The organism is Pseudomonas sp. CH61 (assembly GCF_059429415.1).
The window spans coordinates 4,793,118-4,820,016 of sequence record NZ_CM182098.1 but is presented as its reverse complement, the minus strand read 5'-3'; the positions used below and the strand labels follow the sequence as shown (position 1 = coordinate 4,820,016).

27 protein-coding genes are annotated in these 26,899 nt (G+C 59.0%); 17 read left to right on the top strand and 10 right to left on the bottom strand.

Annotated features, from left to right (window positions below; translation table 11 throughout):
* Positions 1-6 precede the first annotated feature (6 nt).
* A complete protein-coding gene (gene gdhA, locus AC5SEM_RS21585) occupies positions 7-1,344 on the top strand; it encodes an NADP-specific glutamate dehydrogenase (protein WP_495471229.1) in 1,338 nt (445 codons plus the stop codon).
* Here the strand turns inward: gdhA and AC5SEM_RS21580 are convergent.
* From AC5SEM_RS21580 to AC5SEM_RS21565, 4 genes are all read right to left on the bottom strand, one after another.
* Positions 1,341-1,835 carry a GreA/GreB family elongation factor gene (locus AC5SEM_RS21580; RefSeq protein WP_495471228.1) on the bottom strand — a complete coding sequence of 165 codons (495 nt, stop codon included), beginning with the start codon at positions 1,833-1,835 and terminating at the stop codon, positions 1,341-1,343. The two genes, gdhA and AC5SEM_RS21580, sit on opposite strands and share 4 nt — an antisense overlap.
* Before the next feature lie 70 nt (positions 1,836-1,905).
* The gene (locus AC5SEM_RS21575; protein ID WP_034153839.1) at positions 1,906-2,262 is read right to left on the bottom strand and encodes a hypothetical protein; all 357 of its coding nucleotides are present in this window, start codon (positions 2,260-2,262) and stop codon (positions 1,906-1,908) included.
* A 212-nt stretch (positions 2,263-2,474) separates the two neighbouring features.
* On the bottom strand, positions 2,475-4,328 hold the full coding sequence (locus AC5SEM_RS21570; protein WP_495471227.1) for an Lnb N-terminal periplasmic domain-containing protein: 1,854 nt from the start codon (positions 4,326-4,328) through the stop codon (positions 2,475-2,477).
* A 94-nt stretch (positions 4,329-4,422) separates the two neighbouring features.
* The gene (locus tag AC5SEM_RS21565; RefSeq protein ID WP_007909797.1) at positions 4,423-4,911 is read right to left on the bottom strand and encodes a DUF3015 domain-containing protein; all 489 of its coding nucleotides are present in this window, start codon (positions 4,909-4,911) and stop codon (positions 4,423-4,425) included.
* Positions 4,912-5,211: 300 nt separating this feature from the next.
* On the opposite strand from AC5SEM_RS21565, the gene AC5SEM_RS21560 reads away from it, so the two are divergent.
* Together AC5SEM_RS21560 and AC5SEM_RS21555 are read left to right on the top strand one after the other, a co-directional pair.
* On the top strand, positions 5,212-7,650 hold the full coding sequence (locus tag AC5SEM_RS21560; RefSeq protein ID WP_123593208.1) for a Lon protease family protein: 2,439 nt from the start codon (positions 5,212-5,214) through the stop codon (positions 7,648-7,650).
* Positions 7,651-7,960: 310 nt separating this feature from the next.
* Positions 7,961-8,275, top strand: a complete 315-nt coding sequence (locus AC5SEM_RS21555) for a PA4575 family protein (protein WP_007909799.1) — start codon at positions 7,961-7,963, stop codon at positions 8,273-8,275.
* A gap of 36 nt (positions 8,276-8,311) precedes the next feature.
* Here the strand turns inward: AC5SEM_RS21555 and AC5SEM_RS21550 are convergent, their stop codons facing one another.
* A complete protein-coding gene (locus tag AC5SEM_RS21550; RefSeq protein ID WP_495471226.1) occupies positions 8,312-10,141 on the bottom strand; it encodes a hypothetical protein in 1,830 nt (609 codons plus the stop codon).
* Between the two features lie 160 nt (positions 10,142-10,301).
* On the opposite strand from AC5SEM_RS21550, the gene AC5SEM_RS21545 reads away from it, so the two are divergent.
* The 3 genes from AC5SEM_RS21545 to bamJ all read left to right on the top strand — a co-directional run bounded on the left by AC5SEM_RS21545 (position 10,302) and on the right by bamJ (position 11,971).
* Positions 10,302-10,790 (top strand): TIGR00645 family protein, encoded by a 489-nt coding sequence (locus AC5SEM_RS21545; protein WP_007909801.1) that lies wholly within the window; start codon positions 10,302-10,304, stop codon positions 10,788-10,790.
* Between the two features lie 135 nt (positions 10,791-10,925).
* On the top strand, positions 10,926-11,231 hold the full coding sequence (locus AC5SEM_RS21540; RefSeq protein ID WP_495471225.1) for a DUF6482 family protein: 306 nt from the start codon (positions 10,926-10,928) through the stop codon (positions 11,229-11,231).
* Between the two features lie 122 nt (positions 11,232-11,353).
* Entirely contained in the window at positions 11,354-11,971 is a 618-nt protein-coding gene (bamJ, locus tag AC5SEM_RS21535; RefSeq protein WP_008078561.1) for a BamJ family beta-barrel-assembly machinery protein, read from the top strand.
* Between the two features lie 132 nt (positions 11,972-12,103).
* Here bamJ and AC5SEM_RS21530 read toward each other — a convergent pair whose 3' ends face one another.
* From AC5SEM_RS21530 to AC5SEM_RS21520, 3 genes are all read right to left on the bottom strand, one after another.
* Positions 12,104-12,361 carry a PA4570 family protein gene (locus tag AC5SEM_RS21530; protein WP_034153845.1) on the bottom strand — a complete coding sequence of 86 codons (258 nt, stop codon included), beginning with the start codon at positions 12,359-12,361 and terminating at the stop codon, positions 12,104-12,106.
* A 205-nt stretch (positions 12,362-12,566) separates the two neighbouring features.
* Positions 12,567-12,908: a zinc ribbon domain-containing protein YjdM gene (locus tag AC5SEM_RS21525; RefSeq protein WP_016986200.1), complete on the bottom strand. Its 342-nt coding sequence runs from the start codon at positions 12,906-12,908 to the stop codon at positions 12,567-12,569.
* Positions 12,909-13,090: 182 nt separating this feature from the next.
* Positions 13,091-14,059 (bottom strand): polyprenyl synthetase family protein, encoded by a 969-nt coding sequence (locus tag AC5SEM_RS21520; protein ID WP_007909817.1) that lies wholly within the window; start codon positions 14,057-14,059, stop codon positions 13,091-13,093.
* A gap of 239 nt (positions 14,060-14,298) precedes the next feature.
* Here AC5SEM_RS21520 and rplU point away from each other — a divergent pair, with 239 nt between their 5' ends.
* From rplU to AC5SEM_RS21495, 5 genes are all read left to right on the top strand, one after another.
* A complete protein-coding gene (rplU, locus tag AC5SEM_RS21515) occupies positions 14,299-14,613 on the top strand; it encodes a 50S ribosomal protein L21 (protein ID WP_003176051.1) in 315 nt (104 codons plus the stop codon).
* Between the two features lie 34 nt (positions 14,614-14,647).
* On the top strand, positions 14,648-14,905 hold the full coding sequence (rpmA, locus tag AC5SEM_RS21510; protein ID WP_003176049.1) for a 50S ribosomal protein L27: 258 nt from the start codon (positions 14,648-14,650) through the stop codon (positions 14,903-14,905).
* A gap of 193 nt (positions 14,906-15,098) precedes the next feature.
* The gene (cgtA, locus tag AC5SEM_RS21505) at positions 15,099-16,322 is read left to right on the top strand and encodes an Obg family GTPase CgtA (protein ID WP_495471224.1); all 1,224 of its coding nucleotides are present in this window, start codon (positions 15,099-15,101) and stop codon (positions 16,320-16,322) included.
* Positions 16,323-16,445: 123 nt separating this feature from the next.
* On the top strand, positions 16,446-17,564 hold the full coding sequence (gene proB / locus AC5SEM_RS21500) for a glutamate 5-kinase (RefSeq protein ID WP_026000682.1): 1,119 nt from the start codon (positions 16,446-16,448) through the stop codon (positions 17,562-17,564).
* Between the two features lie 10 nt (positions 17,565-17,574).
* On the top strand, positions 17,575-18,042 hold the full coding sequence (locus AC5SEM_RS21495) for a CreA family protein (RefSeq protein ID WP_007909822.1): 468 nt from the start codon (positions 17,575-17,577) through the stop codon (positions 18,040-18,042).
* A 183-nt stretch (positions 18,043-18,225) separates the two neighbouring features.
* On the opposite strand, the gene rpsT is transcribed toward AC5SEM_RS21495, so the two are convergent.
* Positions 18,226-18,498 (bottom strand): 30S ribosomal protein S20, encoded by a 273-nt coding sequence (rpsT, locus tag AC5SEM_RS21490; protein ID WP_003228351.1) that lies wholly within the window; start codon positions 18,496-18,498, stop codon positions 18,226-18,228.
* Between the two features lie 252 nt (positions 18,499-18,750).
* Between rpsT and murJ the strand changes: the two genes are divergently transcribed.
* The 6 genes from murJ to ispH all read left to right on the top strand — a co-directional run bounded on the left by murJ (position 18,751) and on the right by ispH (position 26,257).
* A complete protein-coding gene (gene murJ, locus AC5SEM_RS21485; RefSeq protein WP_495471223.1) occupies positions 18,751-20,289 on the top strand; it encodes a murein biosynthesis integral membrane protein MurJ in 1,539 nt (512 codons plus the stop codon).
* A gap of 129 nt (positions 20,290-20,418) precedes the next feature.
* The gene (gene ribF / locus AC5SEM_RS21480; RefSeq protein ID WP_008078544.1) at positions 20,419-21,357 is read left to right on the top strand and encodes a bifunctional riboflavin kinase/FAD synthetase; all 939 of its coding nucleotides are present in this window, start codon (positions 20,419-20,421) and stop codon (positions 21,355-21,357) included.
* A gap of 13 nt (positions 21,358-21,370) precedes the next feature.
* Positions 21,371-24,202 carry an isoleucine--tRNA ligase gene (gene ileS / locus AC5SEM_RS21475; RefSeq protein ID WP_116029802.1) on the top strand — a complete coding sequence of 944 codons (2,832 nt, stop codon included), beginning with the start codon at positions 21,371-21,373 and terminating at the stop codon, positions 24,200-24,202.
* Entirely contained in the window at positions 24,195-24,707 is a 513-nt protein-coding gene (gene lspA, locus AC5SEM_RS21470; RefSeq protein ID WP_007963824.1) for a signal peptidase II, read from the top strand. Before ileS ends, lspA begins: the two co-directional genes overlap by 8 nt.
* A gap of 7 nt (positions 24,708-24,714) precedes the next feature.
* On the top strand, positions 24,715-25,152 hold the full coding sequence (gene fkpB, locus AC5SEM_RS21465) for an FKBP-type peptidyl-prolyl cis-trans isomerase (RefSeq protein WP_172828167.1): 438 nt from the start codon (positions 24,715-24,717) through the stop codon (positions 25,150-25,152).
* Between the two features lie 160 nt (positions 25,153-25,312).
* Positions 25,313-26,257 carry a 4-hydroxy-3-methylbut-2-enyl diphosphate reductase gene (gene ispH / locus AC5SEM_RS21460; protein ID WP_007909838.1) on the top strand — a complete coding sequence of 315 codons (945 nt, stop codon included), beginning with the start codon at positions 25,313-25,315 and terminating at the stop codon, positions 26,255-26,257.
* On the opposite strand, the gene AC5SEM_RS21455 is transcribed toward ispH, so the two are convergent.
* Positions 26,229-26,783, bottom strand: a complete 555-nt coding sequence (locus tag AC5SEM_RS21455) for a GspH/FimT family pseudopilin (protein ID WP_495471222.1) — start codon at positions 26,781-26,783, stop codon at positions 26,229-26,231. The two genes, ispH and AC5SEM_RS21455, sit on opposite strands and share 29 nt — an antisense overlap.
* Positions 26,784-26,899 lie beyond the last annotated feature (116 nt).

Below are 26,899 nucleotides of genomic sequence, written 5' to 3'. Positions count from 1 at the left end.
TTTCCCATGATCGAATCCGTCGAATCCTTCCTCGCCCACCTGAAAAAACGCGACCCGGATCAACCCGAATTCCACCAGGCCGTCGAAGAAGTCTTGCGCAGTCTGTGGCCGTTTCTAGAGGCCAATCCGCATTACCTGACCTCGGGGATTCTGGAGCGCATCTGCGAACCGGAGCGTGCCGTGGTGTTCCGCGTGTCATGGGTCGACGATCAGGGCAAGGTCCAGGTCAATCGCGGTTTCCGCATCCAGATGAACAGCGCCATCGGCCCTTACAAGGGCGGCTTGCGCTTCCATCCGTCGGTGAACTTGGGTGTGCTGAAATTCCTCGCCTTCGAACAGACCTTCAAAAACTCCCTGACCTCGCTACCCATGGGCGGCGGCAAGGGCGGCTCGGACTTCGATCCGAAGGGCAAGAGCGACGCTGAAGTCATGCGGTTCTGCCAGGCCTTCATGAGCGAGTTGTACCGCCACATCGGCGCCGACGTTGACGTGCCGGCCGGTGATATCGGCGTTGGTGCGCGCGAGATCGGTTTCCTCTTCGGCCAGTACAAACGCCTGAGCAACCAGTTCACCAGCGTTTTGACCGGTAAAGGCATGACCTACGGCGGCAGCCTGATTCGTCCGGAAGCCACCGGTTTCGGCTGCGTGTACTTCGCGGAAGAAATGCTCAAGCGCCGCGAGCAGACCGTTGAAGGCAAGTGTGTGGCGATCTCCGGTTCCGGCAACGTGGCGCAATACGCCGCGCGCAAAGTCATGGATCTCGGCGGCAAGGTGATTTCCTTGTCCGACTCCGAGGGCACGCTGTACTGCGAAGCCGGGCTCAGCGAAGAGCAGTGGCTGGCGCTGTTGGAACTGAAAAACGTCAAACGCGGACGCATCAGCGAATTGGCCGCAGCATTCGGTCTGGAATTCCGCGCCGCTCAGTTGCCGTGGTCTTTGCCGTGCGACATCGCGCTGCCGTGCGCCACGCAGAACGAACTCGATGCCGAATCTGCCCGCACGCTGCTGCGCAATGGCTGCGTGTGCGTGGCCGAGGGCGCGAACATGCCGACCACGCTGGAGGCTGTGGATATCTTTATCGAGGCCGGCATTCTGTTTGCCCCGGGCAAGGCGTCCAACGCCGGCGGCGTGGCGGTGAGCGGTCTGGAGATGTCGCAGAACGCCATGCGTCTGCTGTGGACGGCGGGTGAGGTCGACAGCAAGCTGCACGCGATCATGCAGTCGATCCATCACGCTTGCGTGCATTACGGCGAAGAGAACGGCCGGATCAACTACGTCAAAGGCGCGAACATCGCCGGCTTCGTCAAAGTCGCCGACGCAATGCTCGCGCAGGGCGTGGTTTAAGCCGGTTCGATTCGGATCACTTCAATCACTTGATCGCCGGCGGGGCGCTGCCACAGCACCTCGTCGTTGAGTCGGGCGCCAAGCAGCGCCCGGCCCAGCGGTGAACCCCAATTGATCAGGCCCTTGCTCGCATCGGCCTGATCTTCGCCGACCAGTTGCACGCGGCTTTCGGTGTCGTGCTCATCGGCGTAGGTCACCCAACTGCCGATCTGCACTTTGGCGGTGGACGTCGCGGCAACCGCGACTTGTGCGCTGCTCAGGCGCTGATTGAAATAACGCAAATCACGTTGCAGATCCGCCAGCCGTTGCTTGTCGGCCTGCTCACCTCTGGCTGATTGTTCGGCATGCAGGGTTTGCAGCTCGGCGACTTTCGCCTGCAACTGCACCAGGCCCTGCGCGGTGACGTAATTGGGCTGCGCGCTGACCTGCCGTTCGACCGGCTGATCGGCTTGCGCGGCGGCGTTGTCTTCGTTGACGAATGCGCGACTCATGGTGTCCTCCTCGTATGAGGTTTGGGCCATGCTCGCAGGCATTTGGTTTCACTGGATGTCTGGGAGCGACCTATGGCGAGCGATAAGCCCGCCCGGCGTCCTGATCTTTCTGCTGCTGCCAGGCGCGTTCGCGTTCGTCCCAGTGCTCGTTGCGATACTGTTCGCGATCCTTGTTTTCCAGCATCGCCTGACATTGGCGAAAGCCGTCGGTCCAGCCTTCGGCGTATTGCTTGTCCTTGAGATAGCGCGGCACGTTTTTACGGAATTCGCCGCTGATCGAACCGGCGGCCTGACGACCGCTGATGCAGCCGTCATCGAAGCCGTCGGCGAAGGCCGGTGGGTAACCCTTGGCGATCAAGTCTTCATGGGTGGTCTGGCAACCGCCCAGCAACAACACAACACCCAACAAACCCGCACACCGCCACATCGCACTCTCCCGCGCCGGTTGTCCGGCTTATGGGGAAAGTCTAGAAGGGGATTCGTCGGGCGTTGGTGAAAGGCATGTGAGTAATTCGTTGAACACCACAAATCCCCTGTAGGAGTGAGCCTGCTCGCGATAGCGGTGTATCAGTCACCGCAACAGTGACTGATGAATTGCTATCGCGAGCAGGCTCACTCCTACAGGGGCCAGGCTCGGGATCAATAGTGATACCACTTCACTTCGAGCATGACTTCAGTCTCCGGGGTGGCAAGGTGGCTGAACTCACGCTGCGCACTCAGGCGCAAACCGAGGTTGCGCGACAACTCCCACTGCTGATTCAAACTCAGGCTGCGGCGTACTTCGCCATTGAAAAAGTAATCGCCCTTGGCCTCCAGGCTCATATTCCCCAACGGGTTTTTCCACAACACGCCGGTATTGAAACCGCCGGCTGGGGAGACGAATTCGGCGAAGTCATTGTTGTGTTCAACCCGCACCGTGCCGAGGGCAAAACCCAGCACATCATCACCCAGCGCCCAGGTGCCGCCACCGCCACCATTCACATGGCTGACCAGCGTTTCGTCATCATGCTTGCCCGGTACGCGCTCAAGACCGCCAGTGACTTGCCACGACAGCGGCTGCAATAGCTCGTTACGCGGTGTCAGCGAGCGAATCGTCGCCAGATCCAGTTGCTGGAACTGCCAGTGATTGCCCTCGTACTGACGCAGCTTCATCTGCAGGATTTCAATCTGCGCGCCGAGCGGGAAGCTTTCGGCATTATCGTTGAGATCGTGATAGGCCATGCGCAAGCCGTACTCGCCGAACGCACGATCACCACGGGTGCCAAGACCGGCCTGCCAGGTACGCGATTCGTGGCCGTCTTCCGGCAAGCCTGGCTGCGGAATGTCCAACTCAGGCGCCGGGTTCTTGTTGATCGCCCGCAGCAATTCAAAACTGCGCTGCGCCCGTTGCGGATCACGTTCCTGGCCGTTGGCGCGGTAGCGTTCAAGACGATATGCAGCGTCGATGATCAACGCTTGACGGTCACGGGGCAGGGCTTTGAACGCCGGATCCTGCAACTGCTGCTGATCGGCGCTGACTTTCAGCACCCAATCCTGTTCTTCACCGCTGAGCGGCTCGGCACGGCTAAGCAATTCACGCTCACGGGACGGACGATATTCAATGCTTTCCACCAGCCCGGCTTCTTTCACCGCTTTGACGGTGTCGGTGGGAATCGCGGTCAGCGGGAATTGTTCGGTCAGGCGCAGACTCGGCCGCGCCACCTGCAGCAACTCAAGCAGACGATACGAGCAGTTTTCATCGAAGAAGAAATAGTCGAACTGGATCTGCTTCAGCTCCCACACATGCTCGACCATGCGCGCGGTTTCTTCCTGGGTCAGATTCAGTCGGTACTCCCACAGGTCGCGGTTTTCCAGACTGCGGTATTCCGAGAGTTTTTCCTGATACGGCACCAGCGCGAACAATCCCGGATAACCGCCCATCAAACCTTTCCAAGCGTAGAGAATGCTGTTGTCCGAGCCTTCGATGTAGGCGCCGAAGTTGATCGCGTAACTCAGCAGCGACGTTTTGTCGGCCTGCACGTCGGCCTGGTCGATGCGCAGCAGGGTGTGGCCGAACATCGATGACGGACTGTTCAAGTACGCCGCCGGGAAGATCATCACCGCGCTGTGCGGCGAGACATCCTTGAACCATTTCTTGTACTCGGCGCATGCCGGTGTCGGCAGATCGCTGAGATTGAGTTGCGCTTTCAGCCAGCGAGTGCGCGCTGGATAAACGCATTGCGCATGTTGCTCGCCGAGACTGGCCGGGGCGTACAGCGCTTGCACGGTGGCCGCCAGTTCACGATCGGGATGTTCGTTGCCATCGGGCGCGAGAAAGAATTTCTTGTCGCTGACATAGCTGCGCCAGCCACCAAGCTTGGCGGTTTCGTAGTGACCGAGGGAAATCCAGAAGCGGTCGTTGGCCAGTTGCTGCAAACGTTGAGGGTCGATATGTGGCGCGGCGGACAGCGGGGCGCAGACACAGAGCGCCAGCCAGGCAAGGCGTTTGAGCATAGTCGGCAACTTGAACAGGAAAGAAATAAAGACCCAAGGAGGGCGGGCCGAAAAAATAAAACCCGCTTCCCGAAGGAAGCGGGTGGGGTCGAGCTTAAGCCTGAGTTGCGTACTTGGCCAGACGAGGATCCGATTTCAGTACGGCCAGGGTGTTGGTATGCACGTCTTCAGCGGTCACGTCAGCCTTGCTGAAGATCTGCTGGAAGTGCTCGTGAGTCACAGCAGCGAAGTGCGCACGATCTTCCGGCGCCACGCCCAGTACCACGGCATAAGTCGTCAGCGCTTCGCCGTTGCCTTTGGCCATGTCTTCGGACAGCTCGTTCATCATGCCATTCATGGCAAACCAGGATTTGCCGCCGTAGGTCAGCGATGCGTTGGTCGAGCAACCGTTGGTGCCGGACGTCATGCCGAAGGTGGCGTTGCCGGAAGTGCCGTTGGTGGTGGAAGCGAGGAAGTGCGCCGGGGTGCCACGCTGACCTTCGAACAGCATGTTGCCCCAACCGCAATCCGGGCCGCCTGGAGCTTGCGCCATTGCGTTGATGGATACAGCGGTGAAGAGAGTACCGAGAAGAATCCGTTTCATAGCTTTTTTCTCTTTGTGTGCATACCAATGGACAGGGTTCTGGCCCCCAAGCTCTGTACAAGACAGACCCAAACGAAGCCAGTGGGCCGGTATTAGTTCCAGCCGCGCAGTTTGGAGTTTAGGCACGTTCCAGGGGTTCCGTGGTTTTTTGCAAAATATTTGGAATAAACCCCGGTTTCCGGGGGCGGGCCGCAGGCTTGGCCGGTTGTCTATGCTTTGTGGTGTGGCGCGCCTTGCCAGTGGGGCACGGGCAGCGCCAGAATGCCGCTATCTGCCCCGCCTGATTGTTAAGGAAGCCCGATGCCTGATCCTGTTGCTGCCAGCTTGCGTCTCGCGCCCGAAGCGCTGACCCGTCCGTTTTCCGCTGAACAGTTCAGCTTCACTACCACCAATGATCTGGAGCCCTTTCGCGGTGTGCTCGGCCAGGAACGCGCGGTCGAAGCCTTGCAGTTCGGTGTGGCCATGCCACGCCCCGGTTACAACGTCTTTGTCATGGGCGAGCCCGGCACCGGCCGTTTCTCGTTCGTCAAACGCTACCTGAAGGCCGAAGGCAAACGCCTGCAGACCCCGGCGGACTGGGTCTACGTCAACAATTTCGACGAGCCACGCGAACCGCGCGCCCTGGAACTGCCTTCGGGCACTGCTGGCGCTTTCATCGGTGACATCAACGGTTTGATCGACAACCTGCTGGCGACGTTTCCGGCAGTCTTCGAGCACCCGTCCTACCAGCAGAAGAAAAGCGCCATCGACCGCGCCTTCAACCAGCGCTATGACAAGGCTCTCGACATCATCGAGCGTCTGGCCCTGGAAAAAGACGTCGCCCTGTACCGCGACGCCAGCAACATCGCCTTCACGCCGATGCTCGATGGCAAAGCGCTGGACGAGGCCGAATTCGCCCAGTTGCCGGAAGCCGATCGTGAGCGTTTCCACGATGACATTTCCGGCCTCGAAGAGCGCCTGAACGAAGAACTCGCCAGCCTGCCGCAGTGGAAGCGTGAGTCGAACAATCAACTGCGTTCGCTCAACGAAGAAACCATCACCCTGGCCTTGCAGCCGTTGCTGTCGCCGTTGTCGGAGAAGTACGCCGAGAACGCTGCGGTCTGCGGTTATCTGCAAGCGATGCAGGTTTACCTGCTGAAAACCGTGGTCGAGCAACTGGTCGATGACAGCAAGACCGACGCCGTCGCGCGCAAATTGCTGGAAGAGCAATACGCGCCAAGCCTGGTGGTCGGCCATCCAATCAGCGGTGGTGCGCCGGTGGTGTTCGAACCGCACCCGACTTACGAAAACCTCTTCGGCCGCATCGAATACACCACCGATCAGGGCGCGCTTTACACCACCTATCGCCAGTTGCGTCCGGGTGCCTTGCACCGTGCCAACGGCGGTTTCCTGATTCTTGAAGCGGAAAAAATGCTCAGCGAGCCGTTCGTGTGGGACGCGCTGAAACGCGCCCTGCAATCGCGCAAACTGAAAATGGAATCGCCGCTGGGCGAGATGGGCCGTTTCGCCACCGTGACCCTCAACCCGCAGCACATTCCGTTGCAGGTCAAAGTCATCATCATCGGTGCGCGGTCGCTGTATTACACGCTGCAAGACCTCGATCCGGACTTCCAGGAGATGTTCCGCGTCCTCGTGGATTTCGACGAAGACATCCCGATGGTCGACGAGAGCCTGGAGCAGTTCGCCCAGCTGTTGAAAACACGGACTTCGGAAGAAGGCATGGCGCCGCTGACTGCCGACGCAGTAGCGCGTCTGGCGACTTACAGCGCACGACTGGCCGAACACCAAGGGCGTTTGTCGGCGCGAATTGGCGATCTGTTCCAGTTGGTCAGCGAAGCGGATTTCATCCGTCACCTGGCCGGCGATGAAATGACCGATGCCGGGCACATCGAACGTGCGCTGAAAGCCAAAGCCACGCGCACCGGGCGTGTCTCGGCGCGGATTCTCGACGATATGCTCGCCGGGATCATCCTGATCGACACCGATGGCGCGGCGGTCGGTAAGTGCAACGGTCTGACCGTGCTTGAAGTCGGCGACTCGGCGTTCGGTGTGCCGGCGCGGATTTCCGCCACGGTGTATCCGGGTGGCAGCGGCATCGTCGACATCGAACGTGAGGTCAACCTTGGGCAGCCGATTCACTCCAAAGGCGTGATGATCCTCACCGGGTATCTGGGCAGCCGTTACGCTCAGGAATTCCCGCTGGCGATTTCCGCGAGCATCGCCCTGGAGCAATCCTACGGTTACGTTGATGGCGACAGTGCGTCGCTGGGCGAGGCGTGCACGCTGATTTCGGCGCTGTCGAAAACACCGTTGAAGCAGTGCTTCGCGATTACCGGTTCGATCAACCAGTTTGGCGAAGTGCAGGCGGTCGGCGGGGTCAACGAGAAGATCGAAGGCTTCTTCCGTCTCTGTGAAGCACGCGGCTTGACCGGCGAGCAGGGCGCGATCATTCCCCAGGCCAACGTTGCCACGCTGATGCTCGATGAGAAAGTGCTGGCGGCGGTGCGTGCCGGGCAGTTCCATGTATACGCGGTGCGTCAGGCTGACGAGGCGCTAAGTCTGCTAGTGGGCGAGCCGGCCGGTGAGCCGAATGCCGATGGCGAATTCCCCGAAGGCAGCATCAACGCACGGGTGGTCGAGCGCTTGCGCGACATCGCCGAGATGATCAGTGAAGAAGACCTCAAGGAAGCCGAGAAGGAGTTGGCCCAAGAGGCATTAGCCGAAGCAAAACCGGCCTGAGCCTAAACGCGGTCAAACTGTAGGAGTGAGCCTGCTCGCGATAGCGGAGTGTCAGTCAGCGAAAAAGTTGCCTGGCACACCGCTATCGCGAGCAGGCTCACTCCTACATTTGTTTTGTGTTGATCTTCAGGGAATTCGCCACAACTCTGACGCCAATATTCACACTATGACCATTCGGCGCCTTCTGGTTCCATTCGGCTTGCGCAGCGGACTTTTCTTCTATTCTCAGCTCAAGGATATCGACAGTATCACTGGATCGAGCCAGTCCTCCCGTGGGGGCTGAATACCGGCTTCACCGAGGGTCGCCGCCATGTCGCGCAACCTCTGTCTCACCCGTCAGTGCCTGGGTCTGGTGACCCGTATCGAATGCGCCATCAAGCCGTTGGCCGGCGATAACGGCATGTGGACGCTGCTCTTCGCCGCCGGCATGGCCGGTGAACAACCTTCCGCCATCAAGGCCCAGGGCCCGTTTCATGGGCCGGTCGCCGCCGAATCGATACTCGACACCATTGTCGAAAGTCTGACCTTGCATGGCTACGAACTGGCCGACGATCCGCAGATCTGGAGCCTGCACCTGCAAGCTCAACTGCGGCAGATCAATGGTGGCCGTGGCCGCGCCCTGTAGGAGCTGTCGCAGGCTGCGATCTTTTGATCTTGCCCTTCAAGGCGCAGTCTCAGGCACCTGCGCCTTGTCGAGTTTGACCTCAAAGCCGTATTGCACAGTGGCGAGGTCAGTTCGCTGATAGGTTTCCACGTGGGTCGGGCGGCCATAAAAGTAATGCACGCCAAACAACGCCGGGCCTTCTGCGCTCGCATCGTGGCTGACTGAGAGAATCTGTTTGAGATAGTTGCCGCTGTCGTCCTTGACGAAGAAGCGCCACTCGTTGGGCGGGAACAGTTTCAGGTCCACCACCAGTTGGTTGTTCTTGATCTCCAGGCCTTTGGGCAGGGACTTGGCGTCGTACGTCTGTTTGGCCACCGTGGCGAGAAACAGCGGCATCGAGCCGACGGCAATCGCCGGGGTTTCCGGGAACAGATTCAGATCATAAGTAATCGTCGCGCGCAGCGGATCGACTTGATACGCCTCGGGCGGCAGTTCGATCGGTTCATCGAGCTTGCCGCTGCGCTTTTCGGTGAAAAACGTTACAGGGCTGACACCCGGACTGAAGTCATCGCCAAGCAATTCATCGTTGAAGGTACGGCGATGAGAGAACTCGATGCGCGCGGCGCTCGGTTCTTCCACGGATTGATGGATGCGAATCCCGGCCTTCAGTTGTTCTTCGGTGAGGCTCGCACCCTTGAGCCAGTTGACCGCCAGGTCGTCGTAAACCGTCACCGACGGATCCAGCGGCTGGATGGTTTTCTCCGTGGTGTGCTGATTGAACGTGCGAATCGGCAGATCCAGCGGTTTACGCGTCACCGTCGCCGAGGAGAAGTCGAGCACGCTGACTTCCAGCGTTTCGATCGGGCCATTGAAATACACCTTGTTGTAGCGACGCGGGTGTTTCTGCTCGAAATCCTGCTGTTCCTGGGTGAGCTGTTTTTCCAGCGTATCGCTCCAGCCTTTCTGCTGTTGCAGGTACGCCAGTTGTTTCTGGTAGAAGGCCACTTGCTCCGGGCTTTCATTGATCGAGCCGGCGCGCACCAGATATTGCCCGGTTTTATCGCGGGCCTGGACGATCAGCGGATTGAGCTGGGCATCGGCGACTTCCGCAGCCAGTGGCAAGTTGTTGCTGAATTCGACTTCGGCATAGTTGTTTTCGAGCTTCAGCAGTTTGACGCTGAGGTTGTCGTTGCTGCGGGTCTGGCCGACGTCCTTTTGCGTCAGGTCGAAGCTGTACAGGCGGCGCGGCGCGATGACTTCGATCTGGCCTTGCAGGCTGACCGGTTGCGGCAGGGTCTTCTTGTCCACATCCAGCCCGTCAATGAACGGGTAGGTCACGGTCAGGTCATCGGGGTTGGTGACATTGGAACTGGAAGGGCTGAGCTGAATGCCCGGATCGGTTTCCGACCATTCCGGCTGATAAGCGATCACGCGTTTGTTGCTCAACGTCACCGACTGCCATTCCACGCCATGGGGGAACAGGAAACCGCCGGGAATGTTCAGGTTGAACGGGAACACCGGTTGCAGGTCGGTGAGGTAATCGGAGCTGGCGTCCTTGTGCAGCACGAACAGTCCATTGATAAAAGTGTCGACCAGCGTCTGCGGGGCGGGGTAGTGCTTGAGCACGGCGAGGGCGTCTTCGCCGTACTCGGTGCGCGGTGGATTGTCGTCGAGTTTGATCTGCGCACGTTCGAGCAGTAGCAGTGAGCCGCCGAGTTCGGTGATGGCGTCCTTGAGTTTTGGATCGGTGATGGCGTCCAGTGACTGTTCGAACTTTGCGGTTTTTTCTTCAAGGCTGGCGGCGTGTTTCTCGTCGCCGGGCGAGCAACCGCTGATCAACAGAGCAAGGCATATTCCGGCGGTCGTTATCGGCAATCGCACATCCATTTCCACACGTCCTGTCTGCAGTCACTGGGCTGTCAATGGCTTGGACACTAGCAGAAAAAAATCACACATACGCGCAGGTGGCGGATTTTCCGGCAGTTTCTGGCTGTCACAGGGGGCTGGTATACTCGCCGCCATTTCCAGCCCCCCTGTGTGAGATTCAATGGAACGCTTTATCGAAAATGCAATGTACGCCTCGCGCTGGCTGCTGGCGCCGATCTATATCGGGCTGTCTCTTGGGCTGTTGGCGCTGGCACTGAAATTTTTCCAGGAAGTTTTTCACATCCTGCCCAATGTCTTCTCAATGGCCGAGTCGGAACTGATTCTGGTGCTGCTGTCGCTGATCGATATGGCGCTGGTCGGCGGCCTGCTGGTCATGGTGATGATTTCCGGCTACGAGAACTTCGTCTCTGAACTGAACATCGATGAAGGCAAGGAAAAACTCAGCTGGCTCGGCACCATGGACTCTTCGTCGCTGAAGATGAAAGTCGCCGCTTCGATCGTGGCGATCTCCTCGATCCACCTGCTGCGCATCTTCATGGACGCCAAGAACGTCGATCCCGAGCACTTGATGTGGTACGTGATCATCCACATGACCTTCGTCGTTTCGGCGTTCGCCATGGGTTACTTGGACAAGGTCACCAAGCACTGATCAACCGTTGATCGCTGCTAAAACACCGCCCGTCTGTTGCGAAACAGACGGGCGGTGTCGTTTGTGGCTTGTGCTTTGGTGCGTGCGGGCATATCCCTGTAGAGGTCCTGATTCGCCACTGTGTGAGGTGCGTTCATGAACCTGCAAGAGCTGAATGCGTTTGCCATCGCCAAGAAGGTTGATGAGCTGAATCTGATTTCCATGGAAGGCGGGATTTATCTGCTCGAAGCGCGGATGCACGGGGCGGCGTATCCACTGAGAGATCCCAAGGGCGATATGCTGACGCTGCGTTCGGTGGAGCATGCGCGGGAATTGCTGCATGCCTTTCCGGTACTGCCGTTCAATCTCGTGCACACCTCGGTACACGATGAAATGTGTGGCCTGGGCGCCAGTGGCGAGGAAAGCCTGAAAGTGCCGCTCGCGTGGCGTTCAGCCCTGTAGGCGTTGCGCGCCATCGCCGGAGCATCTGTGCTAGTCTGCTCGCCCTTTTGGTTCCGGGCGCGCCGGGACGCGCTGTGCACGCACGGCAAGTCCTGTGGCCGTCCGCACAGCGGAGCAGTGTCATGTCCGAAGTAAATCTGTCCACCGACGAAACCCGCGTCAGCTACGGCATCGGCCGTCAGCTGGGTGACCAGCTGCGCGACAACCCGCCACCGGGCGTTAGCCTGGACGCCATCCTGGCTGGCCTGACCGACGCGTTCGCCGGTAAGGAAAGCCGTGTTGGCCAGGAAGAAATGTCCGCCAGCTTCAAGGTGATCCGCGAAATCATGCAAGCCGAAGCGGCTGCCAAAGCTGAAGCCGCTGCTGGCGAAGGCCTGGCCTTCCTGGCTGAAAACGCCAAGCGTGATGGCATCACCACCCTGGCTTCCGGCCTGCAATTCGAAGTGCTGACTCAGGGCGAAGGCGCCAAGCCGACCCGTGAAGATCAAGTGCGTACTCACTACCACGGCACCCTGATCGACGGCACTGTGTTCGACAGCTCCTACGAGCGCGGCCAGCCTGCAGAGTTCCCGGTTGGCGGCGTGATCGCTGGCTGGACCGAAGCCCTGCAACTGATGAATGCCGGCAGCAAATGGCGTCTGTACGTGCCGAGCGAACTGGCTTACGGCGCTCAAGGCGTTGGCAGCATCCCGCCGCACAGCGTTCTGGTATTCGACGTCGAGCTGCTGGACGTTCTGTAAGACCGGGCCTGCCTTGATGGCGGGCTAATGTAGGAGTGAGCCTGCTCGCGATGGCGTCTCTTCAGTCGACGAATTCGTTGCCTGATACACCGCCATCGCGAGCAGGCTCACTCCTACAGTTTTTTCCGCGTTTCATAGTTCTATCTTGTGATGCAGCTCACTGGTCGGGCGCAACGCCCGGGCATAGCAGAACAGGAACAGATTGCGCACCAGCTCCTTGAGCACCAGCGGCTCGCTGGAATTGAGGCTGCTGACGTCCAGATCCCCTTGATCCTGCAGTTCATGCAGAGCTTCTTCTTCAAGCACCGCACAGACTTCACCGGTTTCCCGATGGAGGATTCTGAGGTAAGGGTGTGGGCGATCCAGCCACGCGTCGATCAAATAAGTCATGGTTCTCATCTCCTTGAAGGGTTTCAATGAGAATAATTCTTATTCGTCAAATAGCAAGCATCTATTGGCGGATTGTGAAATTTTCCGGGTAAAGATTGCGTAAGGTCAAAACGGCTGGCGTTTGGCTATTGCTTGGTTTTGCTGGGGCGGAGCGGGGAGGGCGAAGCTCCATCCCACGGCAGGCGCGGGATGGATGACAGCGGAATCAGACCTTTCTGACGAATTCGGATTTGAGTTTCATCGGGCCGATACCGTCGATCTTGCAGTCGATGTCGTGGTCGCCATCGCATAGACGGATGTTCTTGACCTTGGTGCCGACCTTGACCACCAGCGAGGTGCCCTTGACCTTCAGATCCTTGATCACGGTGATGGTGTCGCCGTCCTGCAGGACGTTGCCGACCGAATCTTTCTTCACGGCATCATCGGACGCCACTTCGGCTTCGCCACTGGCGGACCACTCGTGGGCGCACTCCGGGCACACCAGTTGGGTACCGTCTTCGTAGGTGTATTCGGAATTGCATTTCGGGCAGGGTGGCAACGTGCTCACTAAGGCTCCTTGGGGTGTGGATCGCTAAAAGTCGCACATTGTATAGGGTTTTACGCGAGGGAGGGCATAGCGCAGAAACAACTGTGGGAGCGAGCTTGCTCGCGAAGGCGTTTTGTCAGTCAGCATTGGTATCGACTGGCAGAATGCTTTCGCGAGCAGGCTCGCTCCCACAGTGGGCAGAATCAGTGCGTACGCGCGACAGCAAACTCGCTCAGTTCCACCAGCGCATCGCGATATTCACTGGCCGGCAGCGCCTCAAGGCACTTGATCGCACGGGCCACGTAATCACGGGCCAGTTGCGCGGTGTACTCCAGCGAGCCGGAAGCTTCTACGGCAATACGGATGCTTTCCAGGTCTTCGATCCCGCCTTTCTGGATCGCCTGACGCACCAGTGCAGCCTGTTCCGGTGTGCCTTCGCGCATGGTGTAGATCAGCGGCAGGGTCGGCTTGCCTTCGGCCAGATCGTCACCGACGTTCTTGCCCAAGGTCTCGGCGTCGCCCTTGTAGTCGAGCAGGTCGTCGACCAACTGGAACGCAACACCCAGGTGATCACCGAAGGTACGCAGGGCTTCGCTCTGTTCGGCGGTAGCGCCGGCCAGTGCGGCGGCACTGTGGGTCGAGGCTTCGAAGAGCATCGCGGTTTTGCCGCGGATGACTTCCATGTAGGTTTCTTCGGTGGTGCTGGCGTCGCGCACCTTGGACAACTGCAACACTTCGCCTTCGGCGATGATGCGCGTGGCCTGGGAGAGGATCTTCATCACCGGCATCGAGCCCAGTTCGACCATCATTTCGAACGAGCGCGAATACAGGAAGTCGCCGACCAGCACGCTCGGAGCGTTGCCCCACATGGCGTTGGCGGTCGAGCGGCCACGGCGCATGCCGGACATGTCGACCACGTCGTCATGCAGCAGAGTGGCGGTGTGCAGGAATTCGATGGTGGCGGCCAGCAGACGCATGTCGTCGCCTTCGCGACCCAGGGCCTTGCCACACAGCAACACTAATAAAGGACGCAGACGTTTGCCGCCGGCCGAGGTAATGTAATCGCCGATTTTCGATACCAGCGGTACTCGGGAAGTCAGCTGCTTCTTGATGATGCCGTCGACGGCGCTAAAATCGTCCGCCACCGCGCGGTAGAAAGCTTGGGGTTGCATCAGCGAGAGTCGCTCCAGAAGGGTTGCGCGGCATGCTAGGACCCCCATCCGGACCTGTCAAGGCGCGATAGACGGCTACTTGCAAGCCTGCCGCGCCTTGCGTACAATCGCGCACCCTGAACTTCCTGGGCAGCACCTGCCTTACGCAATTGCAACGGGCCTTCCAGCCTTATGCAGCCATGCCAGCCAATACCTCTTCCTATAAAGAGCTGGGTGAGCAGGATTATCGGAGAAATACCATGTCTTATGCAGTAATCGTTACTGGCGGCAAGCAGTACAAAGTCGCCCCAGGTGAATACCTGAAGATCGAAAAACTGGAAATCGCTACCGGCGAATCCGTTACCTTTGATCGCGTTCTGTTGGTTGCCAATGGCGACGACGTGAATATCGGCGCTCCAGTTGTTGCTGGCGCTACCGTGGTGGCTGAAGTGATCTCCCAAGGTCGTCACGATAAAGTCCGCATCATCAAGTTCCGTCGCCGTAAGCATCACATGAAGCGTATGGGCCACCGCCAGTGGTACACCGAGATCAAAATCACCGGTATTCAGGCTTAATTTCAGCCTAATTCCTCACTAGGAGAATTGACTCATGGCACACAAAAAAGCTGGTGGTAGTACCCGTAACGGTCGCGACTCAGAAGCCAAACGCCTTGGCGTTAAGATGTATGGCGGCCAGAAAATCATTCCGGGCAACATCATCGTGCGTCAGCGCGGCACCCAATTCCACGCTGGCTACGGCGTTGGCATGGGTAAGGATCACACCCTCTTCGCGAAAATCGAAGGCGTGATCAAGTTTGAAGTAAAAGGCGCGTTCAACCGCCGTTACGTGAGCGTTGTCGCAGCTTAATTGCGCGATCGCTGGAAAAGCCCTGTCTCGCGACGGGGCTTTTTCGTTTGTGGGGTGAGTCTCTTGCAAAACTGTTTGTATGGGCTGTCGGCGTGCGATGCAGGTCGTGTTTTGGGGTCGCTGCGCTCATTTTTGCAAGAGTCTTATGTCTTGATTGTTTTTCGGCTCGTCCGTATGGCGAGAGGCGTTGGTTATGAAGTTTGTTGATGAAGTATCGATTCGCGTAAAGGCTGGTGACGGCGGCAATGGCGCCATGAGTTTCCGTCGGGAAAAATTCATCGAAAACGGTGGCCCGAACGGCGGTGATGGCGGTGACGGCGGTTCCATCTACATGATGGCTGACGAAAACCTCAACACCCTGGTCGACTACCGTTACACCCGGCACTTCGATGCCGAGCGTGGCTCCAACGGCGGCAGCACCGACTGCACCGGTAAAAAAGGTGAAGACCTGATCCTGCGCGTGCCGGTCGGCACCACGGTGATCGACTCCGCTACTCAGGAAGTCATCGGCGACCTGACCAAGGCTGGCCAGAAGTTGATGGTAGTGCAGGGCGGCTGGCACGGTCTGGGTAACACCCGTTTCAAATCCAGTACCAACCGTGCGCCGCGTCAGACCACGCCGGGCAAGCCGGGTGAGCAGCGCGACCTGAAACTGGAAATGAAAGTACTGGCCGACGTCGGTCTGCTGGGCTTGCCGAACGCCGGTAAAAGTACCTTTATCCGCTCCGTTTCGGCGGCCAAGCCGAAAGTTGCCGATTACCCGTTCACCACGCTGGTGCCGAACCTCGGTGTGGTCAGCGTCGATCGCTGGAAGAGCTTCGTCATTGCCGACATTCCGGGTTTGATCGAAGGCGCTTCCGACGGTGCCGGTCTGGGTATTCGCTTCCTCAAGCACTTGGCGCGTACGCGTCTGTTGCTGCACCTCGTCGACATGGCGCCGCTGGATGACAGCAGCGCACCGGATGCCGCTGAAGTGATCGTCAACGAACTGATCAAGTTCAGCCCGTCCCTGGCTGAGCGTGATCGCTGGCTGGTGCTGAACAAGTGCGACCAGATCCTTGAAGAAGAGCACGATGAGCGCGTCAAGGAAATCGTTGATCGCCTTGAGTGGATCGGTCCGGTTTACGTGATCTCGGCCATCGCCAAGATCGGTACCGAGCGTCTGTGCCACGACATCATGCGTTACATGGAAGACCGTGCTGATCGCCTGGCCAATGACCCGGCTTACAAGGAAGAGCTGGCCGATCTCGATCAGCGCATCGAAGACGAAGCCCGCGCGCAACTGCAGGCGCTGGATGACAAGCGTGCCCTGCGTCGCAGCGGCGTGAAGTCGGTCCATGACATCGGTGACGATGATTGGGATGAAGAAGATGTAGATGACGAAGACGGTCCGGAAATCATTTACGTGCGTGACTGATTCGTTGCAGTAAACTTAAGCGCCGCTCAATCGAGCGGCGTTTTAGTATCTGGAAATCGCAAGTCACAAATAACGTCATGGGCGGCGCTGGGTCGCGTTGCCCTCAAGCTAAGGTTGAAGATGATGCGGAGCAAGGTGACAGGTGCGCAGCGTTGGGTCGTGAAGATCGGCAGCGCTTTGCTGACAGCTGATGGCAAGGGGCTGGATCGCGCGGCAATGAGTGTCTGGGTCGAGCAGATGGTGGCCTTGCATGAGGCTGGCGTCGAGTTGGTGCTGGTGTCCTCCGGGGCAGTGGCGGCCGGCATGAGTCGTTTGGGCTGGACCGCGCGACCCAGTGCGATGCACGAGCTCCAAGCGGCCGCTGCAATTGGTCAGATGGGTCTGGTGCAGGCGTGGGAGTCGAGCTTCGCTGAGCATGGCCGGCACACTGCACAGATTCTCCTGACGCACGACGACCTGTCCGACCGCAAGCGTTACCTGAACGCCCGTAGCACCCTGCGCGCATTGGTCGAGCTGAAAGTCATCCCGGTGATCAATGAAAACGACACCGTGGTCACCGACGAAATCCGTTTCGGCGACAACGACACGCTGGCGGCGCTGGTGGCGAATCTGGTCGAAGCGGATCTGCTGGTGATCCTTACCGATCGCGACGGCATGTTCGACGCCGATCCGCGCAACAACCCTGACGCGCAGCTGATTTACGAGGCGCGCGCTGATGATCCGAGTCTCGATGCGGTGGCGGGCGGCACGGGTGGTGCGCTGGGTCGTGGCGGCATGCAGACCAAGTTGCGTGCGGCTCGACTGGCGGCGCGTTCCGGCGCGCACACTATTATCGTCGGTGGGCGTCTTGAGCGCGTGCTCGATCGCCTGAAGGCGGGTGAGCGCATCGGCACGTTGCTGTCGCCTGAGCGCGGCATGCTCGCGGCACGCAAACAATGGCTGGCGGGTCATCTGCAAACTCGCGGCACCTTGGTGCTGGACGAGGGGGCGGTGTCGGCGTTGTCGAAGGGCAACAAAAGCCTGCTGCCCGTCGGTGTGAAGTTGGTGCAGGGCAGTTTCCGTCGCGGCGAGATGGTCGTCTGTGTGGCGCCGGATGGTCGTGAGATTGCTCGAGGCCTGGCCAACTACAGTGCGCTGGAAGCACAAAAAATCATCGGTCAGTCGTCGGATGCGATTGTCGGTTTGCTCGGTTACATGGCGGAGCCGGAACTGGTTCACCGTGACAACCTGATTCTGGTTTAAGGAAAACTCGATGCGTTTAGCGAAAGGATTGTTGGGCTTGCTGATGGCGATGCCATTGCTGGCCTCGGCCGAGGAAATCGGTCAAGTGTCGACGGTGTTCAAGTTTGTCGGCCCTAACGACCGCATTGTGGTCGAGGCTTTCGACGATCCGAAAGTCGAGGGGGTTACCTGCTACCTGTCGCGCGCCAAGACTGGCGGTGTGAAGGGTGGTCTGGGTCTGGCTGAAGATCGCGCCGAAGCTTCGATCGCCTGCCGTCAGGTGGGGCCGATCAAGTTCAAGGGTGATCTGAAGGATGGGGATGAGGTGTTCAAGGAGCGCACTTCGCTGGTGTTCAAGACCATGCAGGTGGTGCGATTCCTGGACAAAAAGCGCAATACGCTGGTGTATCTGGTCTACAGCGATCGCTTGATCGAAGGCAGTCCGCAGAATGCCGTGACCGCCATCCCGATTCTGCCGTGGGTGCCGGTCCAGCAATAACACCGCAAATCCAACTGTAGGAGTGAGCCTGCTCGCGATGGCGTTGTATCAGTCAATATATGCATCGACTGATACAACGCCATCGCGAGCAGGCTCACTCCTACATTTTTTTGCGCTGGATTCACCAGATTTCAGGCATAAAAAAACCGACCCTAAGGTCGGTTTTTTTAATGACTACGTCGATTAAGCAGCTTCTTTCAGCGCTTTGACGTGGCCATTCAGACGGCTCTTATGACGAGCAGCCTTGTTCTTGTGGATGATGCCTTTATCGGCCATACGGTCGATAACTGGCACAGCCAGAACGTATGCAGCTTGAGCTTTTTCAGCGTCTTTTGCGTCAATGGCTTTAACTACATTCTTGATGTAGGTGCGAACCATGGAACGCAGGCTGGCGTTGTGGCTGCGACGCTTCTCAGCCTGTTTTGCACGTTTTTTGGCGGAAGGTGAGTTGGCCACCGTCGAGCTCCTCGAAAGACTTTTTAGGAAATAGCAAACAAAATAGGCCGCGAATCATGCCGATGAAGAGAAGTCTTGTCAAGGGCACTTGAAACGTTCCGCTAAGTGGTAGGTATAAAGAGGCGGGATATTTATTTCCGGCGCTTGACCTGTAAACTCGCGAGCTTTGGCTCTGTGCTGCTGCGGCGCGGAGTATCGCACAAGTAGGCGCTTTGTTCGCCTGCTGTTTATCGACAGGCACAAATTCCCTCAATGAATCTGCTCAAATCGTTGGCCGCCGTCAGCTCTATCACGATGCTTTCCCGGATTCTGGGCTTTGTTCGTGACACGCTGATTGCCCGTACATTCGGCGCCGGGATGGCGACGGATGCCTTCTTTATTGCCTTTAAATTGCCCAATCTGTTGCGGCGGATCTTTGCCGAGGGCGCTTTCTCGCAGGCATTCGTGCCGATTCTGGCCGAATACAAAAGCCAGCAGGGTGAAGAGGCGACCCGAACCTTTATTGCCTATGTGTCGGGTCTGCTGACGCTGGTGTTGGCGGTAGTGACGGCGCTGGGCATAATCGCCGCGCCTTGGGTGATCTGGGCCACGGCCCCGGGTTTTACCGACACGCCGGAAAAATTCCAGCTCACCTCCGATCTGTTGCGGGTGACGTTCCCCTATATATTGCTGATCTCCCTGTCCTCACTGGCGGGCGCGATTCTCAATACCTGGAACCGTTTCTCGGTGCCGGCCTTTGTGCCGACCTTGCTCAACGTCAGCATGATCGTGTTCTCTCTGTTCCTCACGCCGTATTTCGATCCGCCGGTAATGGCGCTAGGTTGGGCAGTATTGGTCGGCGGTCTGGCGCAATTGCTCTATCAGCTGCCGCACCTGAAAAAGATCGGCATGCTGGTGCTGCCGCGCCTGAACCTGCGCGACACCGGCGTCTGGCGCGTGATGAAACAGATGCTGCCGGCGATTCTCGGCGTCTCGGTCAGCCAGATTTCGCTGATCATCAACACCATCTTCGCCTCGTTTCTGGTCGCGGGCTCGGTGTCGTGGATGTATTACGCCGATCGCCTGATGGAATTGCCTTCGGGTGTACTGGGTGTGGCGTTGGGTACGATTCTGCTGCCGACGCTGGCCAAAACCTACGCCAGCAAGGATCGCCACGAATACTCGCGGATTCTCGATTGGGGTCTGCGTCTGTGCTTTGTGCTGGTGCTGCCGTGTTCGCTGGCGCTGGGAATTCTCGCTGAGCCACTGACTGTTTCGCTGTTCCAGTACGGTCAATTCAGTGGCTTCGACGCCGAAATGACCCAGCGCGCACTGATTGCTTATTCTGTCGGTCTGCTCGGGATAATCGTGATCAAAGTGTTGGCGCCGGGCTTCTATGCGCAACAGAACATCCGTACCCCGGTGAAAATCGCAATCTTCACCCTTGTGGTCACTCAGTTGTTCAACCTGGTGCTGATTGGCCCTCTGGCTCACGCCGGTCTAGCCCTGGCGATCAGTGCCGGTGCCTGTCTCAACGCTGGGTTGCTGTTCTATCAACTGCGCAAACAACAGATGTATCAGCCGCAGCCGGGCTGGGCCAGGTTCGGTTTCAAACTGGTTGTCGCCGTGGCCGTGATGTCGGCAGTGTTGTTGCTGGGCATGCACTTCATGCCAGCGTGGGATCAAGGGCACATGCTTGAGCGCTTCCTGCGTCTGGGCGCATTGGTCGCGGCGGGTGTGGTGTCCTATTTCGGTATGTTGCTACTGCTCGGTTTCCGCTTGCGTGACTTCAATCGGAAGGCCTTGAGCTGAGGTTTTACCCTTTATAAACAGGCGCGGGCCGGCAGTTTTGTCGGCTCGTTCACTTTGCGTTACGGTGTTGCCTGTCGTCGGCCGTCGGGTGTGGTTATAATCGACCACTTTATGAGCAAGAAGCGCGTTATGCAGCTGGTTCGAGGCCTCCACAACTTGCGCCCCCAGCATCGGGGCTGCGTCGCCACTATTGGCAACTTTGACGGTGTTCACCGTGGTCACCAGGCTATCCTGGCCCGACTGCGTGAGCGTGCGCTCGAGTTGGGCGTACCCAGCTGCGTGGTGATTTTCGAGCCGCAGCCACGGGAATTCTTTGCCCCTGAGACTGCGCCAGCGCGTCTGGCACGGTTGCGCGACAAGCTGCAATTGCTGGCCGCCGAAGGCGTTGACCGGGTGTTGTGCCTGGCCTTCAACCAGCGTCTGAGCAAACTCAGCGCCAGTGAGTTCGTCGACACCATCCTCGTTGATGGCCTCGGCGTGCAGCATCTGGAGGTCGGTGACGATTTCCGCTTCGGTTGCGACCGCCTCGGCGATTTCGACTTCCTGCTGCAGGCCGGGCAGATGCACGGTTTCACTGTTGAAGCTGCACAAACCGTCGAGCTGGACGGGATTCGCGTCAGCAGCACGCAAGTGCGCAACGCGTTGGCCGCCGCCGATTTTGCTCTGGCCGAACGTTTGCTCGGTCGCCCGTACCGGATTGCCGGTCGCGTGCTGCATGGCCAGAAACTGGCCCGGCAACTGGGTACGCCCACTGCCAACATTCAACTCAAGCGTCGTCGCGTGCCGTTCACCGGGGTGTATCTGGTGGATGTCGATATCGACGGCAAAACCTGGCCCGGCGTCGCCAATATCGGCGTGCGGCCCACGGTACAAGGTGATGGCAAGGCCCACCTTGAAGTCCATCTTCTAGATTTTGCCGGCGATCTGTATGACCGGCGTTTGACGGTGGTTTTCCACCAAAAGCTGCGTGAAGAGCAGCGCTTCGCCTCCCTGGAGGCATTGAAAACGGCGATCAATGCGGATGTCGCCACCGCCCGTGCACTAGCCGCACCTAGCGCCCATCGCTAATGAAGAGCCTTAAATGACCGACTATAAAGCCACGCTTAACCTTCCGGACACCGCCTTCCCAATGAAGGCCGGCCTGCCACAGCGCGAACCGCAGATCCTGCAGCGCTGGGACAGTATTGGCCTGTACGGAAAGTTGCGCGAGATTGGCAAGGATCGTCCGAAGTTCGTTCTGCATGACGGCCCTCCGTATGCCAACGGCACGATCCACATCGGTCACGCACTGAACAAGATTCTCAAGGACATGATCATCCGCTCGAAGACCCTGTCGGGTTTCGACGCGCCGTACGTTCCGGGTTGGGACTGCCACGGCCTGCCGATCGAGCACAAGGTTGAAGTGACCCACGGCAAAAATCTGGGCGCGGACAAGACTCGCGAGCTGTGCCGTGCCTACGCCACCGAGCAGATCGAAGGCCAGAAGTCCGAATTCATCCGTCTCGGCGTGCTGGGCGATTGGGCCAACCCGTACAAGACCATGGATTTCAAGAACGAGGCCGGTGAAATCCGCGCGCTCGCTGAAATCGTCAAGGGCGGTTTCGTGTTCAAGGGCTTGAAGCCTGTGAACTGGTGCTTCGACTGCGGTTCGGCCCTGGCTGAAGCGGAAGTCGAGTACGAGACCAAAAAGTCCTCGACCATCGACGTTGCTTTCCCGATCGCTGACGAAGCCCAACTGGCTGCCGCATTCGGCCTGCCGTCGCTGGGCAAACCTGCCTCGATCGTGATCTGGACCACCACCCCGTGGACCATCCCGGCCAACCAGGCGCTGAACGTCCACCCGGAATTCAACTACGCGCTGGTTGATGTCGGCGACAAGCTGCTGGTGCTGGCTGAAGAGCTGGTCGAAGCCTGCCTGGCGCGCTACAGCCTGGAAGGTTCGGTCATCGCCACCACCACTGGTAAAGAACTCGAGCTGATCAACTTCCGTCACCCGTTCTACGACCGTCTGTCGCCGGTGTACCTGGCTGACTACGTCGAACTGGGCGCTGGCACCGGTGTGGTTCACTCCGCTCCGGCCTACGGCGTGGACGACTTCGTGACCTGCAAGAAATACGGCATGGTCAACGACGACATCCTCAACCCGGTGCAGAGCAACGGCGTTTACGCGCCGTCGCTGGAATTCTTCGGCGGCCAGTTCATCTGGAAGGCCAACCCGGCCATCGTCGACAAGCTGACCGAAGTCGGTGCGCTGCTGCACACCACCGTCATCGAACACAGCTACATGCACTGCTGGCGTCACAAGACCCCGCTGATCTACCGCGCCACCGCGCAGTGGTTCATTGGCATGGACAAAGAGCCAACCAGCGGCGACACCCTGCGTGTGCGCTCGCTCAAAGCCATCGAAGACACCAAGTTCGTCCCGGCCTGGGGCCAGGCGCGTCTGCACTCGATGATCGCCAACCGTCCGGACTGGTGCATCTCGCGTCAGCGCAACTGGGGCGTGCCGATCCCGTTCTTCCTCAACAAGGAAAGCGGCGAGCTGCACCCACGCACCGTTGAGCTGATGGAAGAAGTCGCCAAGCGCGTTGAAGTCGAAGGCATCGAAGCCTGGTTCAAGATGGACGCCGCCGAACTGCTCGGTGACGAAGCGCCGCTGTACGACAAGATCAGCGACACCCTCGACGTCTGGTTCGATTCGGGCACCACGCACTGGCACGTCCTGCGCGGTTCGCACCCGATGGGTCACGAGAGCGGCCCGCGTGCCGATCTGTACCTGGAAGGTTCCGACCAGCACCGTGGCTGGTTCCACTCGTCGCTGCTGACCGGTTGCGCCATCGACAACCACGCGCCATACCGCGAACTGCTGACCCACGGTTTCACCGTCGACGAAGCCGGGCGCAAGATGTCCAAGTCGCTGGGCAACGTGATTGCGCCGCAGAAAGTCAACGACACCCTGGGCGCCGACATCATGCGTCTGTGGGTTGCATCGACCGACTACTCCGGTGAAATGGCGGTTTCCGATCAGATCCTGCAACGCAGTGCGGACGCCTATCGTCGTATCCGTAACACCGCGCGCTTCCTGCTTTCGAACCTGAGCGGTTTCAACCCGGCCACCGATATCCTGCCGGCGGAAGAAATGCTCGCGCTGGATCGTTGGGCGGTCGACCGCACTCTGCTGCTGCAGCGCGAGCTGCAAGAGCACTACGGCGAATACCGTTTCTGGAACGTCTACTCGAAGATCCACAACTTCTGCGTGCAGGAGCTGGGCGGTTTCTACCTCGACATCATCAAGGACCGTCAGTACACCACTGGCGCCAACAGCAAGGCCCGCCGTTCGGCGCAAACCGCGCTGTTCCACATCTCCGAAGCGCTGGTGCGCTGGATCGCGCCGATCCTCGCCTTCACTGCCGATGAGCTGTGGGAATACCTGCCGGGCGAGCGTAACGAATCGGTGATGCTCAACACCTGGTACGAAGGTCTGACCGAACTTCCAGCCGACGTTGAACTGGGCCGCGACTACTGGGAACGCGTCATGGCGGTCAAAGTAGCGGTCAACAAAGAAATGGAAATCCAGCGCGCAGCGAAAGCCGTCGGTGGCAACCTGCAAGCCGAAGTGACGCTGTACGCCGAAGACGCCCTGAGCGCCGACCTGGCCAAGCTGAGCAACGAACTGCGCTTTGTATTGATCACCTCGACTGCCAGTGTTGCGCCGTTCGTCCAGGCTCCAGCCGATGCGGTAGTGACTGAAGTCAGCGGCCTGAAGCTGAAGATCGTCAAATCGGCCTTCCCGAAGTGCGCCCGTTGCTGGCACTGCCGTGAAGACGTTGGCGTGAACCCGGAGCATCCGGAAATCTGCGGTCGTTGCGTCGACAACATCAGCGGCGCTGGCGAGGTTCGTCACTATGCCTAATGCCGTTGGCCGTTTTGGACGGTTGAGCTGGCTGTGGTTGAGTTTGCTGGTGCTGGTCATCGACCAGGCCAGCAAGTTCTACTTCGAAGGCAAGCTCGAAATGTTCCAGCAGATCGTGATCATTCCCGATTACTTCAGCTGGACCCTGGCTTATAACACCGGCGCTGCCTTCAGCTTTTTGGCTGACAGCTCCGGCTGGCAGCGCTGGCTGTTCGCCCTGATCGCGATTGTGGTCAGTGCGGTGCTGGTGGTCTGGCTCAAGCGCCTGGGCCGCAATGACACCTGGCTGGCCGTCGCTCTGGCGCTGGTGCTGGGCGGCGCGCTGGGCAATCTGTATGACCGCATTGCCTTGGGCCATGTGATCGATTTCATTCTGGTGCACTGGCAGAACCGCTGGTACTTCCCGGCGTTTAACTTCGCCGACAGCGCTATTACCGTTGGCGCGGTGATGCTGGCACTGGATATGTTCAAAAGTAAAAAGACCGGAGAAGCCGTTCATGACTGAACAGGTATTGGCTGAGCAACGCATCGGCCAGAACACGGAAGTCACTTTGCACTTTGCATTGCGCCTGGAGAACGGCGACACCGTCGACAGCACGTTCGATAAAGCCCCGGCGACCTTCAAGGTCGGCGACGGCAATCTGCTGCCGGGTTTTGAAGCGGCGCTGTTCGGTTTCAAGGCCGGCGACAAGCGTACGCTGACCGTCGAGCCGGAAAACGCTTTCGGCCAGCCGAACCCGCAGAACGTGCAGATCATCCCGCGTTCGCAGTTCGTCGACATGGAGTTGTCGCCGGGTTTGCTGGTTATCTTCAACGATGCGGCCAATACTGAGCTGCCGGGTGTGGTGAAAGAGTTCGACGACACGCAAGTGACCATCGACTTCAACCATCCGCTGGCAGGCAAGACGCTGACCTTTGACGTCGAGATCATCAACGTCAAAGCGATCTAACTGACTCTATGGAGTCAAATGTGGGAGCGAGCCTGCTCGCGAATGCTGACTGACATTCAACATAGATGTTGTCTGACACACCGCTTTCGCGAGCAGGCTCGCTCCCACAATGTTTTCAATCGTTTTCGCTATTTCTTGCGCGCAAGACACGAGGCACAGCATGCAAATCAAACTCGCCAACCCCCGTGGCTTCTGCGCCGGCGTGGACCGGGCGATCGAAATCGTCAACCGTGCCCTGGAAGTCTTCGGGCCGCCGATCTACGTGCGCCATGAAGTGGTGCACAACAAGTTCGTCGTTGAAGACCTGCGCAGCCGCGGAGCGATCTTCGTCGAAGAGCTGGATCAGGTGCCGGACGACGTCATCGTGATCTTCAGTGCCCACGGCGTCTCTCAAGCCGTGCGCACCGAAGCCGCCGGCCGTGGCCTGAAGGTGTTCGATGCCACCTGCCCGCTGGTGACCAAGGTGCACATCGAAGTGGCGAAATACAGCCGCGACGGTCGTGAGTGCATCCTGATCGGCCATGCCGGTCACCCGGAAGTCGAAGGCACCATGGGCCAGTACGACGGCAGCAATGGCGGTGCGATCTACCTCGTTGAAGACGAGAAAGACGTCGCCGAATTGCAGGTGCATAACCCGGACAAACTGGCTTTCGTTACCCAGACCACGCTGTCGATGGACGACACCAGTCGCGTCATCGATGCCTTGCGCACGCGCTTCCCGGCCATCGGTGGTCCGCGCAAGGACGACATCTGCTACGCCACGCAAAACCGCCAGGACGCGGTCAAGCAATTGGCCGACGAGTGTGACGTCGTGCTGGTAGTCGGCAGCCCGAACAGCTCCAACTCCAACCGTCTGCGTGAGCTCGCCGAGCGCATGGCCACGCCGGCCTACCTGATCGACGGCGCCGAAGACCTGCAAAAGAGCTGGTTCGATGGCGTTGAGCGTATCGGCATTACCGCCGGTGCCTCCGCGCCGGAAGTGCTGGTGCGTGGCGTGATTCAGCAATTGCAGGCCTGGGGCGCCACCGGTGCCGATGAACTGGCCGGGCGTGAAGAGAACATCACGTTCTCGATGCCTAAAGAGCTGCGCGTACGTTCGATCTGACGTTTTCGGTTTTTTGACACAGCGCCTGCTCAGTCTCTTGACTGCTCAGGCGCACGCGACCGGTCGCCGCCAGCACTATCTGGCGCTGGCTGACCGGCTCGCGAGCCGAGCAGACATGTAATGTCCCTGCCTGAAACGCCCGCCCGGGCATCAGCGGTTGCCCCAGACTGCTGAAGCGTACGTAACGACTTACTGACCAATTGCCGACAATTGGCACCTGTGTGTCGCTCACACTTTCTTGCAGCAGCGGATTGCTGTTGTCTTTCGACCCCTTGCCGCTGATATCCAGAATGATCCGCCAGCCCTGACTCCAGTCGCCGTTGATGCCATGAATCACCACGCTCTGATTGCGCGTGATGGCCTGGGTGCGAGCGTTGCGCAGGCCATCGAGCAAGGATTGCGCTGCCTGATCCCGATGGTTCGATTCTCTGAGCGTGGCAAACGCCGGACTGACCAACAGCAGAACAATTGCGCCAATCGCCAGTCCCATAAGCAGTTCGATCAGGCTGAAACCCTGTTGCGGCATGAAAACTCCCTCCATGGAGTGTGATGAACGGCGCGCTCCGTGCGCCGGGCAGGGTAAATCAACCGACGCGGGCCGGTTGAATGTTCTAGCGTGTAGAAGCAGGTATAGCCGACGGC